An 11,426-nucleotide genomic window follows, 5' to 3' on the forward strand; every position below is an offset into this window, starting at 1 on the left:
AGCGGCCCGGCCATCCGGCGCAGCCGGTTCGGCGGCATCGAGGGGCGCCAAGCTGCGCGCGGCGGGGATAGCCCGCAGGGCTTCCCCTGGAGGCAAGCGCAGCGCCACAGGCGCGGAGGCGTAAGGGATTGGAGCCGAATGGCCGTGACGGCAAAGGCGGCACGGGGCGCAGTCTGAAAGCACGGCGGCGCTTTGCGCCGTCACGCTCAAAAGTCTAAATGCACAACGAGGAGTTCATTCGGGGAAATGGCAGGTAATATTTACCCCCATTTTTGAATGGATTTCATTTGCCGATAACTACAGATTCGCCAATGAAATGGGATAACCCTGGGCCGCCATTTCCTTTGCCAGAAGCGGCCCTGCATCTTTTTGCAGATTGTCCTTGAACGGGATATAGAGCAACCCTTGGATGTCGGATGGGCGCTCCATATTGTCTTGTTGCTTCATGAGAATGGCAACGTTCTTGCGGCCGAGCAGCGTGAGCATCATGCCCAATTCCATCACAACGTTTTGGCGCGCACGGAACGCCTTTTCGTCTTCGTGACCAGCACGGTAGCCCTCGTCATCAGGCGTGGCCAGCACCACAGCAAAATTTACCTCTGCCGTGTACTTTTCCAATTTCTCGATGATGGTCTGCCCTTCCGAAGGAAGTTGATCCAAGATCAACGGCTCAAGCCTCCAGCGGCGCAGCATCGCTTCAAGCTCGGTTCGAGCAGCATTATCGTGTCCATAAACCACGAACACCTTGCTGAGCATTGGCTTAGCAGCGGCACCATTCTGTGGAGCTGCTGCCGCAGCCTGCGCAGGTTGTACGCCAAGGCAAGCCTTTACTGCCTCTTGGTTTTTGCCCTGAACATTGAAATTACCGGTGTGGTAGCTATTGACGATTGCACCATTTTGCAAACGAAGCTGTGTGCCAGTGCCGTTCGCAAGTGCTGTCTCATTCGCAATCTGAAGATTACCGGCCTGTAGGCAAGCTTTAATTTCGTCGAGAGTCATCGCCATTCCTTCTAAGCTCCCCAAATCGCTTTTTTCGCAGCTTCGCTGAGTACATCAACAACAATGTCGCGCACACCAGATGCAACCGAAGTGCCAACCTTCGTCATCACCTTCTTGAATCGAAGGGATGCAACTTGAGTTTTGGGACTGTCTTTGGTCAATTCCGTCAAATCAGTACGGAACTGCTGGACTTCTTCTGGCGACAGCTCTGCGCCTGCTTCCACTAGCTCAACAGCGCCAGCAATCTTGCGTTCAGTCCAAGGGAATCGGCCACCGCAGTTGTAGCAGAACGAGGGGGGCTCGTAATCACCCCCAAAGCCAAAAACGCCTTCAACGTAGTAATCGCCGCGAATGGATGCGCTGCACGAAGGACACTGCAGGATGGTCGCTTCGCCGCACTTAGAGCAGAACGCCTCTCGAAGCTCGGGATTCTGATCAGCGGCTGTTGTTGCGACATGCCCATTAGGGCAAACTTGTGCGACCCGATATGTCCCCATTGCGCTCCCTTGTTGATTTATGCCGATAGATACGACGTTGGTCAATTCAAGGCATTTTAAAGCAGCAGCGTGAAAATTGAAGGCGTGGACGTCACCGGGCGCGGCCACTGCCGCGCCCGGATTTTGCGTCCACCGCGCCCAGGACGGAACGGCCTGGGCGCGGTGCTGATCGCGGTTATTCCTTCGTCTCGATGATCCACCACACGGCACGCGGCAAGGCGCGGCCTGTGATGGGGTGAATGTCGGTGAGGTCGGCGCGGGCCGCCCAGCCCAGGGGCGGGCGATAGCCGCGCACGTCGCCATCGCCGTGCCAGCGGCGGGCGCGCACCGTGCCGGGGGCGTAGATTGCAGCCATGCGCGGGCGGCGGGTGGTGGTGCGGGTCATAGGCGGTTCTCCTTCCAGCGAAGCGCCCCAGTCAAGGCCGGGGCGCTTGCCTTCGGCGCGGGTCAAGCGGCCAGCGCCTCGGCGGGTTCATCCGCCATTGCTTCGGCATCCGCCGGTGCGTCCCGCTGCGGGCCTTCCTCCTGCGCGGCATCTTGTGGGCCTGCGATCTTGAAGATCGCAGGCATCCACCCCGTGCCATCCGCCAGCCGTTCGGCTTCGCTGGCAATGTCGGCCTTCTTCAATTTCGCCAGCCGGGAAACCTGCTCGGGCGCGTACTCGCCCACGGCTTGCAGAATCGCGGCCTTCGGCACATGCCGGAAATAACCGTCATTGGTGGGCTGCCACCATGCGGCCATGTCCAACCCCACGGCCTGCGCGAGTTCTGCGCCCGGTTGCTGCGGCGTGGCGCGGGGCGTCACCACATCCACCGTGGAAGCCACGCACACGGCCAGCAGTCGCACCAGTTCGTCTTGCGGCTTCGCCAGCAGCGCGGCGAACAGTTCGGCGCTGTCCTGCGGCAAGGCTTCGTCCGCCACCTGTTGCAGTTCGCGCAGCGCCACGACGGCGGGCGATTCCGGCCAGTCCGGGGCCATGCCTTCCAGCCGGTCTTGCACTTTCAGGCTCACGCCCAGGGGGAAGTCGTGGCCGTAGTAACGTTCCTGCAAGACGGTCTGCACCATGCCATGCACCACAGCAGCCAGTGCGGCTTGCGGATGCCGGGCGACTTCGATTTGCAGCGCGGCGGTGCGGTGGGCGCTCAAGCGTTGCGCCAACCGGTCGGACATGGCGGCGGTCTTGGGTGCGTCGTCGGCTTCCTCGTCTTCGTCGCTCCCGGCTTCGCCTTCGCTGTCGAAACCTTGGCGCAGCCGTTCCAACGTCCGTAGCGCCTTCGCCTCGGCCTCGCGCATCAGGCCGCGATGAATCACGGCCTCGCCGTTGCGGTCGATGGTGATGATGGCACCGGCTGCGGCCTTCACGTTCGGGCCGTAGCCTTGCAAGCCATCTTCCAGCGCCTGCAACTGCTCGCCCAGGGCTTCGCCTTCCTCCTGCAAGGCGTCGGCCTTATCCTCGTCGTCGGCATCCATCGCCGCATCCACGGCTTCGCCGATGGCTTGCATCTTCTCTTGCAGCTTTTCGATGCGCTGCGCTTCGCGCTTGTTCGGCTCGCGCCGTTCCCTCGGCGCACGCTGGAAGGCGTGCAGGTCGGCATGGGTGACGCCCGGCGTGGCATCCACCCAAGCCCAGCCCTCGGCGCGAACCGTGGCGGCGATGCCCGCCAGCCGGTCTTGCGCCAGCCGTTCCAGCAGCGCGGCGTCGGTCAGATACACGCCCGCGTCCCCCTCCGCGAACAGGTCACGGCGCACGCCGCCGCCTGCGGCCTCGTAGGTGTCCAGCCCGACGAAACGCACCAGTGGATGCCGGTAGGCGTCGATTTCGCGCTCGGTGAGACGGTCGCGCAGCGCGGACGGCTGGCGCTGCCATGTCGGTGCATCGTAGAAGGCGTTTTCCTGCGCGGCGTGGTCGTCAGTGATGGACAAGGCCATCAACTGATCGAGCGTGACGGCATCGGCGCGATAGTCGCCCATCAGGCGCGGCGAGACGTTCGCCAGCTTCAAGCGGCGCTGCACCACCAGCGGCGTGACGGAGAAATCCGCCGCAATGTCCTCAATTGGTCGGCCTTCTGCCACCAGCGCCGCGAAAGCCTCGAACTGGTCTGCGGGGTGCATCGCCTCGCGCTGCACGTTCTCGGTGAGGCTGGCGGTGCGGGCCGTGCCATCGGCCACTTGCAGGCAAGGCACCTCCCATTCCTTGCTGATGCGGTGCTTTTTCGCCAGCAGCTTCAACGCTGCGAGGCGACGGCCACCGGCCACGACTTCGTAATGCTCGCTACCTTCTCCATGTCGGGCGGATGCAATCACGATCAGGTTTTGCAGCAGACCCACGCGCTGGATGCTTGCGGCCAGTTCGGGGATGGACATGCGCGGGGTCTTGCGCACGTTGCGGCCCGTAGGGCGCGACACCAGCCGCGACAGCGGAACCAGAATCAGGTTCTTGGTCGGGTCGGCGGCTTCCAGCGCGGGGGCTTGGATGGCGCGGGCTTCGGTAGTGGTAACGGCGTTCATGGTGTATCTCCAATCGAATGAAACAAGGAATGGAGGGGAAACCGCCCCTCCTACGGGGGACGGGTCAGGCTTTCAACTGGCGCAGGCCATCGGCCAGCATCCACAAAGCGCGATTGAGGCGCACATCGGAATCAATGCCCTGTATCGGGCGGGTCTGCTGGCGGCGTCCGTTGGCGCTGCGGCCATGCAATCCGCCTTTGGTCAGGTTTTCTTGGGTGCGGTTGAACACGCTCCACAGATCGGGGCGGCGATCTTCAAACCGGCGCGGCATCAGAATCTGGCTTTCGGTGATGGGCGCAGGCTTGTTCGGGTCGTCGTACTTGAGCGTCAACGCGGCGCGGGCGAACACTTCGGCCTCGCCGTCGTCAAGCGTGATGGCGCGCATGGCATCGCGGGAATCGCGCACACGGTCGAAACCGCGCAGCACCTCGAAAGCGCCTTCGATGACTTGGCCCGCCACGTCGCCTTTGTGGGGGACGCGCACGTCCGCCACGGTGTCGCCGCACACAAGGCCATTGCTGCAAACAAATCGGAACTGGCCTGCCAGCATCTGGTAGCTGCTCGTGCCGTCGTGCGAGTTCAGCAGGATGATTTCATTGGCCTCCGTGCCGTTGATCTGGCTGGTATGGCGCAGGCGCAGCATGTGTTTCGTGTGCTCGCGCTTGCCTTCATCGCGCACGCGGGTTTGCGTCACCATGAAAGGCTGAAACCCTTCCTTGCGAAGCTCGGTCAGAACCGCCGCCGTGGGGATATAGGCGTATCGCTGCGAACGGCTCTCGTGCGGGGCATCCGCGAAGATGGACGGCGCTACCCGGTGAATCTGGTCATCGGACAGCGGGGTGTCGCTGCGCAGTGCGGGGGAATGGGAAGCGAAACGGTTTGCAAGCATGTCGTTCTCCTGACTTGGCTGTTGAAGAAAGCGCACACCGGATTCCTAGATTCAGAGCCCAGCCTTTCGGCTGTTCGGTGCGGTCGGCACGAGGAACCCGGTTGGCCCTGTTGCCACCGTCTTTCCTGAGTTCATCGCCCGCGACGGTCAGGAGCGCGCGGACGGGGGCCGTCAAGGAGACAAGCGCAGGGTTGGTGCGGCCCGCAGGCGCAGCCGAGGACACGGCCCTGCGCGCCTTGACGGCACACGGGCGCGGGCTACAGTCGCGGACAAGGTGATGAAGTCAGGGGAGACGGCTGGACATGGCAACGGCCCTCCCACACGCCGACCGCACGGCAAGCGAAGCGCGCAGGCCCGAAGCTGGAAGCCGGGCCGGAGGCGTCAGCGATGCGAAAGGCTGGCAAAGCCAGTCCCGCCAGGGATGAGCGACTAGCGAACCTGGAGCAGCGCGATCCGCGAAGCGGAGACGCAAAAGAACTCTTCGTTTATTATTTGTTTTGCAAGCAAATGTTGCTAAAGCAAGAACACGGGGGCTAAAAGTGATCGTCTGCATTAACCGTCTCAAGCAGTTCGGCATCTTCAGCGACTTCAATGGAACGAAGATCCAGAAGTTCGGCCGGTACAACCTTGTCTATGGCTGGAACGGAACAGGCAAGTCAACCCTATCGAATCTATTCTCTTGCTTTGAGCTTCGCTCGATGGTTCCTCGCTTCAGTGCGGGCCAGTTTTCAGTCGTTTTGGAGGACGGCTCCACGATCACGGAAACCACACTCCCTTCATCCCAATTAAATATCCATGTCTTCAATCAACGCTTTGTGCATGAGAACATTGATTGGGACAAATCCGTAAAAAGCATCCTTCTCATTGCGAAAGAGAAGATTGACGACTTGCAGAAACTGGAGAAGCTAAAAGGCGAGCTTCAATCGAAAAAGAAAGCTCACGACGAAAAGCAAAGTGACATCAAGAAGCAGCGTGAAGCATTGGATAAATTTCTGACCAATGCTGCCAAGAAAATGAAGCTAGGACTTCAGGCGATTGATACGAGCGATAGCTACTACTTGAATTATGATCGCCGAAAGCTCTCTAATTTCATTCAGAGTAATGGCGATGCCATTATTAAGCCTGACTCGGTTCTTCCAGATGAAAAGGTCATCGACCTTACGAATGCCGCCAAGCCAGATCAGCTTCCAAGCATCACTTTCGCCTCAACGGCCATTGAGCCGGACTACTTTAAGAAGGCGGCAGGTCGCATCAGAGACTTGATTGGAACTACAGCAGTCAATCAAGCTATCCAGCGGCTGACTGATAATCCGGACATTCGTGACTGGGTTCAAACAGGCTTGGAAATTCATAAGAACCATGATTCGCAATCCTGCGAGTTCTGCGGCTCTCCATTCACCCAGCTTCGTGCCGAGGCACTTGCCGCTCACTTCAGCAAAGAGTTCACGGATTTTCAAAGCCGGCTTCAGAGCGCCGCGACTTGGATTGAATCTCAAGGTGCTCCAGCCAATCAGTTGCCCGCAGCGACGGAGTTTTATAAAGAGCTATCGGCTGACGCAGATAAGCTCCAGAAAGAATACACATCTGCTGCTGAGAAGATCAACCAGCAAATAGACGGATGGCGGCAAGCTCTGAAAGCCAAAATTACAGACCCCGCAAAGACAGACATTCAGATTTCGGATGTGGTTGAAGAGGATGTCACGAATTTCAATGAGATCCTAAAGTCGATCGTTGCGCTCGTCGGAAAGCACAACAATAAGACTTCAAACTTCAAATCTGAGACATCCAAAAGCAAGGTGGCACTGGAACTTCACTTTGCTGCGGCTGAGGTGCAAGAATTTGACTATGCTGGAAGTGAGAAGAAATGCAATGACCTTGAGGCTGAAGCAAAGAATGACTACAAGGAAATTGAAAAACTTGGTCAAGAGGTCGGAGCAATAGAGGCGCTGCTCTCAAATGAGACGGTTGGGGCGAAGGAGTTCAATGACATCCTGCATCGTTTCATCGGTCGCTCTGAGCTTTGCCTGAGCTTTAATCAAAAGAAAAAAGGCTATGAGATCATCAGAAACGGAGTGGGTGAGCATGATGGGAATTTGAGCGAAGGTGAGAAGACTGCGATTGCATTCGTCTACTTCATCACGAAGCTCAAAGAAAACGGAAACAACATCAAGGACACGATTGTGGTTGTTGATGATCCCGTCTCAAGCTTTGACTCAAATCACTTGTTTCATGCCTATTCGTTCCTGAGAACTCAATGCACTGAAGCCAAGCAACTTTTTGTGCTGACTCATAATTTCACCTACTTCAAGCTAGTGAGAGACTGGTTCACTGGAACGAACAGGAACAGGATTGCCAAAGGAAAAGCTGAGAATTGTTTCTTCTATCGACTGGATGCGCCTCCTGGTTCACCCCGCCATTCGCTGCTTGTTGATGCCGATGATTCTCTGAAAAATTACGGTTCTGAGTATCACTACATCTTCAAAAAGCTCTATGAATACAGGGCGCATACGATCCTTAATAGAGATGAAGCCTTTTTGACTGCGAACCTCGCTCGCAAGCTCATTGAATCGTTCTTTACCTTCAAATATCCCAGGCGGAGAAGCGACATCAGTCAACTGATGGATGTTGGTCTGAAAGACTGCGCCATCACAACGCCGGAACTCAAGGAAAAAATATATCGCTTTATCAACAAATACTCGCATAGCGATGTAATTGAAATAACCGAGGAATCGGCAGAAAACTTGGCTGGCGAAAGCCATAGCGTCATCGGACACATCTTTCAGTGGTTTGAAGAAGTGGACAAGAAGCATTACGACGAAATGATTCAGGTTGTGACTTCTTGAGCATTAACTTCAGAACGAAGGCACGGACAGGCAAGGGCCGCGCGCAGGCCCTGCCAGCAGGCGCAGCAAAAAGGGGCCGAAGCCCCTTGAGCTAGATCAGCCCACGCTCGGCGAACGATGCCGTTGCGTTGCCGGCGACGATGACGTGATCGAGTACGCGCACGTCCACAAGCCCCAGCGCTTCCCTGAGCCGCTGGGTCAGCGCTTGGTCTGCCGCACTCGGCTCGGGATTACCGCTCGGATGATTGTGCGAAACGATGACCGCGGCCGCGTTGTGCCGCAGGGCTGCCTTGACCACCTCGCGCGGATGCACTTCGGCCGAGTCGATGGTGCCCTGGAACATCTCGGCATACTCGATCAGGCGATGCCGTGTATCGAGGAACAGCACGGCGAACACTTCATGCTCGAAGCCACCCAACTTGGTGCACAGGTACTCCTTGACCGCCGCCGGCGAAGTGAACGATGCACCGCGCTGCATCTTGTGCTCGATGGCCTGGCGCGCAGCGTCCAGAATCTGGTCGGCCGTCGCCGGCTGGTAGTGACCCTTCGCATCGCGCACCATCAGCGAGGCATCGAACGAGGAAAAGGAAAATTGCGACATGAGCGTGCTCCGGTTGCACGGGCGGAATTGCCCGGAACCGTCGCCAGCACGGCGCAGCGCAAGCAGTCAGGGGTCGCAGACGGCCGCCAGGACGCAAGCGCGCATGGCGCGCGCTGCCCTTGACGGCGAGAACGCCGTGATACGGTGATGGGAACAGCAAGACCGCCCACACCCGCCCACTGCACACACCTTGCTTTTGGGGCAAGCGGAGCGCGTAGGCCCGGATCAACGAGCAGGGCCGGAGGCGTCAGTGATGGAAGCCCGGCAGGGGCGAGACTCGCGCAGCGAGGCTTGATGCGCAGCACGAGAGCGCGACGGCGGCACGCCGGGACGCCCGAATGCCTGGGGCAGAACTACTCGGCATCCGTCTTGCGCTGCTCGATCTGCAAACGTGCCCTCTCGGTCGCCTGCTGCAACCGCTCACCCAACACCGCACGCGGCGGCAAGCTCGTCAGGTACTCGGCCACATGGATGCCCGACTTGTCCAACTCCAGCAACTCGATCTGTTCGCGCTTCTTGCCGGTGCAAAGGATGATCCCCAGCGGCGAGGCTTCCTCCGGCTCGCGCTCATGCTTGTCCAGCCAGCGCAGATAAAGCTCCATCTGCCCTTTGTACGCGGCCTTGAACTCGCCGACCTTCAACTCCACCGCCACCAGGCGCCGCAGCTTGCGGTTGTAGAAAAGCAGGTCGAGGTGGAAATCCTCGTCGTCGATCTGGATGCGCTTCTGCCGGGCAACGAAAGAGAAACCCGCGCCCAGCTCCAGCAGGAACGACTCCATTTCACGGATGATCGCGGCCTCCAAATCGCCTTCCTGCCAGGTGTCCCGCAGCCCGAGGAAGTCGAGGATGTAGGGATCGCGCATGACCAGGGCGGGCGACATGCGCTGCGCGTCGCGCATCGTCGCCAGCTCCTGCGCAATGGTTTCGTCCGGCTTTTGGGACAGCGCGGTGCGCTCGTAGAGCATCGAGTCGATGCGCTCGCGCAGCGTCCGCACGCTCCAGCGGCCGGCACTCGCCATCTGCGCGTAGTAGTCCCGCTGGAGCGGGTCTTTGAGCGGCAGTAGGGCCAGAAAATGTGACCAGCTCAATTGTCGTGACAGCGTCACGACAATTGGCTCGTCCGAGTAGGTGGCGGCGAACTGCACCATCCGGCGCAGATTCTTGTCCGCGAAGCTGCGCCCGTAGTCGCGTACCAACTGCTCGGCCAAGGTTGGCAGGATTTCCTCGCCGTACCCGGCCCGCTGACCGGCCAGCACTTCCGTATGGATACGCTGGCCGATGCGCCAGAACAGCAGGGTCAGCTCGGCATTGACGGCCGAGGCAGCGCGCTTGTGCGCCGCCTCGATCAGCCCCCGGATATCGCCCAGCAGCGCCGACGGCGCTGCGGATGACGCCACGGATACTTTGCGCCGGTTCATGTCGTCACCTTCACGGGGCGCTGCGCCCCGGTGATTGTCTTGCGCCGGTTCGCCACCAGTTCGGCCGCCTTGCGCACCGGGTCATCCTCGGTGTGGACGTAGCGCATGAACATCGCGACGGTCTTGTGCGCCGTCAGCGCCATGCCGACCTTGACCGGGATGCCCGAGTTGGCAATGTCGGTAGCCGAACGATGCCGGATGCCGTGCGTACCGACGTGGGCCGCTCCAGCAGCCTTGAGCGCACGGCACCAGCCGTTGTAATACTCGCCCGTGGTCAAGTGCTGGCCCTCATGGTTTGGGGACGGCAGCACATGGGGAATGCCGTCCTGCCTCGGCGCGGTCGAAAGCAGTCGGTAGGCTTCCTCACTCATGGGCTTGGACATGCCGCCGGTCTTGCTGTCAGGCCAAACCACGCGCCGGTTCTCGAAGTCCACCCAATCCCATTGGAGCGTGACGATTTCGCCACGGCGGGCAGCGAACTCGAATTGCAAGCGGATCGCCAGGGGAATGACGTAAGGCTCCAGCCCTTCCGCCTCCAGCTTGCCCAGATGGCGGAAGATCCGCGCCATGTCCTCGTCGCTGATGAGGTGCGTGGCCTTCCCGTTGGGGTACATCGGGACGTGGCGGCACGGGTTGGTTCCATCCGTCCGGTAGCCCCACACCTCGGCCAGATTGAACATCCTGCGCATCACGCTGAAAGCGTTGTTGGCCTCGGCCGGCTTGTGGGCCATCTTCTTCATCACCGTGGCCACGTCGGGCCGCTTCACGTCCTGCACCTTCATCCGGCCCAGCATCGGAACGATGCAGCGGTCTATGACAGCCTGATAGCCGCGTTGCGTGCTGGGCTTGTTGCGCAGCTTGGAGTAGTCCTCCATGAACTTGCCGCACAGTTCCGCGACCGTAGGCGCGGCACGGGCGGCGGCCTTGGCCGCCCCAGGATCACCGCCCTTGCGCACCTCGGCCAGCCACTCCTGGGCCAAGGCGCGGGCCTGCTCGACGGTCAGTTCCCCATACAGGCCCAAGGCGGGCTTGCGCCGCTCTCCGGCATTCGTGCGGTATTGCAGCATGAACACCTTGCGGCCCGCCGGGGTGATCTTGCAGAGGAAGCCGGGCACCATCGTGTCCCGGAGTTCGACAGCCTGCGCCTGGGGTTGTGCCGCATCGACGGCGGACTTGGTGAGCTTGAGTTTTGCCATGATGACTCCTCGGAACGACCCGGTTTCCAAGAGCCACATGGGAGCCATGCGAGCACAAGCCGGGTCAGGTTTCAGAAAGCACCGGCATATGTTGAACTCGCCTAAGTCATTGATAAACCTGCTGCATCTGGCTTGGGCGTAGTCCGGCGTAATGTCGGGCTGGAGTCATCGTGAAATAAAAAAAGCCGCCGCGTACTTTGCCAGGGGGTAAGGGCGAAGTACGCGTTCATGCGCGCGCACATCGGCGAGTTCCGACTGGTCGCGATGTGCCGGGTGCTCGGCGTGCACCGGAGCGGCTACTACGCCTGGGTTCGGCAATCGGCCAGCCTGCGTGAGCGCGAGGATCAACGGTTGCTTGGGTTGATCAAGCACTCCTGGCTGGCCAGCGGAGGCGTGTACGGCCACCGCAAGATCACGCTGGACCTGCGCGAAGCGGGCGAGACCTGCAGCCGCCACCGCGTGCAGCGGCTGATGA

Annotated in this window: 9 protein-coding genes and 1 pseudogene; 2 read left to right on the plus strand and 8 right to left on the minus strand. The window is 59.9% G+C overall.

All coding sequences use genetic code 11. The annotated features are described in order from the left end of the window. Positions 1 to 297 precede the first annotated feature (297 nt). The 5 genes from FQY83_RS17680 to FQY83_RS09185 all read right to left on the minus strand — a co-directional run bounded on the left by FQY83_RS17680 (position 298) and on the right by FQY83_RS09185 (position 4,893). A complete protein-coding gene (locus FQY83_RS17680; RefSeq protein WP_223148854.1) occupies positions 298 to 999 on the minus strand; it encodes a TIR domain-containing protein in 702 nt (233 codons plus the stop codon). Between the two features lie 11 nt (positions 1,000 to 1,010). Then, positions 1,011 to 1,604 carry a DUF2321 domain-containing protein gene (locus FQY83_RS09170; protein ID WP_225247913.1) on the minus strand — a complete coding sequence of 198 codons (594 nt, stop codon included), beginning with the start codon at positions 1,602 to 1,604 and terminating at the stop codon, positions 1,011 to 1,013. Positions 1,605 to 1,671: 67 nt separating this feature from the next. Next, the gene (locus FQY83_RS09175; RefSeq protein WP_039388937.1) at positions 1,672 to 1,881 is read right to left on the minus strand and encodes a hypothetical protein; all 210 of its coding nucleotides are present in this window, start codon (positions 1,879 to 1,881) and stop codon (positions 1,672 to 1,674) included. Positions 1,882 to 1,943: 62 nt separating this feature from the next. Beyond that, positions 1,944 to 4,004 (minus strand): ParB/RepB/Spo0J family partition protein, encoded by a 2,061-nt coding sequence (locus tag FQY83_RS09180; protein ID WP_039388938.1) that lies wholly within the window; start codon positions 4,002 to 4,004, stop codon positions 1,944 to 1,946. A gap of 64 nt (positions 4,005 to 4,068) precedes the next feature. Next, complete coding sequence (locus tag FQY83_RS09185; RefSeq protein WP_039388939.1) at positions 4,069 to 4,893, minus strand: DUF932 domain-containing protein; 825 nt, start codon at positions 4,891 to 4,893, stop codon at positions 4,069 to 4,071. Between the two features lie 539 nt (positions 4,894 to 5,432). Here FQY83_RS09185 and FQY83_RS09190 point away from each other — a divergent pair. Beyond that, positions 5,433 to 7,736 carry an ATP-binding protein gene (locus FQY83_RS09190; protein WP_039388940.1) on the plus strand — a complete coding sequence of 768 codons (2,304 nt, stop codon included), beginning with the start codon at positions 5,433 to 5,435 and terminating at the stop codon, positions 7,734 to 7,736. A 91-nt stretch (positions 7,737 to 7,827) separates the two neighbouring features. Here the strand turns inward: FQY83_RS09190 and radC are convergent, their stop codons facing one another. From radC to FQY83_RS09205, 3 genes are all read right to left on the minus strand, one after another. After that, positions 7,828 to 8,337: a RadC family protein gene (gene radC / locus FQY83_RS09195; RefSeq protein ID WP_039388941.1), complete on the minus strand. Its 510-nt coding sequence runs from the start codon at positions 8,335 to 8,337 to the stop codon at positions 7,828 to 7,830. A gap of 353 nt (positions 8,338 to 8,690) precedes the next feature. Next, complete coding sequence (locus FQY83_RS09200; RefSeq protein ID WP_146387221.1) at positions 8,691 to 9,755, minus strand: PDDEXK nuclease domain-containing protein; 1,065 nt, start codon at positions 9,753 to 9,755, stop codon at positions 8,691 to 8,693. Further along, on the minus strand, positions 9,752 to 10,951 hold the full coding sequence (locus FQY83_RS09205; protein ID WP_039388945.1) for a tyrosine-type recombinase/integrase: 1,200 nt from the start codon (positions 10,949 to 10,951) through the stop codon (positions 9,752 to 9,754). Before FQY83_RS09205 ends, FQY83_RS09200 begins: the two co-directional genes overlap by 4 nt. A 177-nt stretch (positions 10,952 to 11,128) precedes the next feature. Here FQY83_RS09205 and FQY83_RS09210 point away from each other — a divergent pair. Then, positions 11,129 to 11,426: pseudogene (locus FQY83_RS09210) on the plus strand (IS3 family transposase); the annotation flags it as partial.

Source organism: Luteimonas marina (assembly GCF_007859325.1).
GTDB lineage: Bacteria > Pseudomonadota > Gammaproteobacteria > Xanthomonadales > Xanthomonadaceae > Luteimonas > Luteimonas marina.

What these genes read in the sequence shown, in the direction of transcription:
- FQY83_RS17680 (WP_223148854.1), bottom strand. Translation starts at nt 999, where the DNA reads ATGACTCTCGACGAAATTAAAGCTTGCCTACAGGCCGGTAATCTTCAG.
- FQY83_RS09175 (WP_039388937.1), bottom strand. Translation starts at nt 1,881, where the DNA reads ATGACCCGCACCACCACCCGCCGCCCGCGCATGGCTGCAATCTACGCC.
- FQY83_RS09180 (WP_039388938.1), bottom strand. Translation starts at nt 4,004, where the DNA reads ATGAACGCCGTTACCACTACCGAAGCCCGCGCCATCCAAGCCCCCGCG.
- FQY83_RS09185 (WP_039388939.1), bottom strand. Translation starts at nt 4,893, where the DNA reads ATGCTTGCAAACCGTTTCGCTTCCCATTCCCCCGCACTGCGCAGCGAC.
- radC (WP_039388941.1), bottom strand. Translation starts at nt 8,337, where the DNA reads ATGTCGCAATTTTCCTTTTCCTCGTTCGATGCCTCGCTGATGGTGCGC.
- FQY83_RS09200 (WP_146387221.1), bottom strand. Translation starts at nt 9,755, where the DNA reads ATGAACCGGCGCAAAGTATCCGTGGCGTCATCCGCAGCGCCGTCGGCG.
- FQY83_RS09205 (WP_039388945.1), bottom strand. Translation starts at nt 10,951, where the DNA reads ATGGCAAAACTCAAGCTCACCAAGTCCGCCGTCGATGCGGCACAACCC.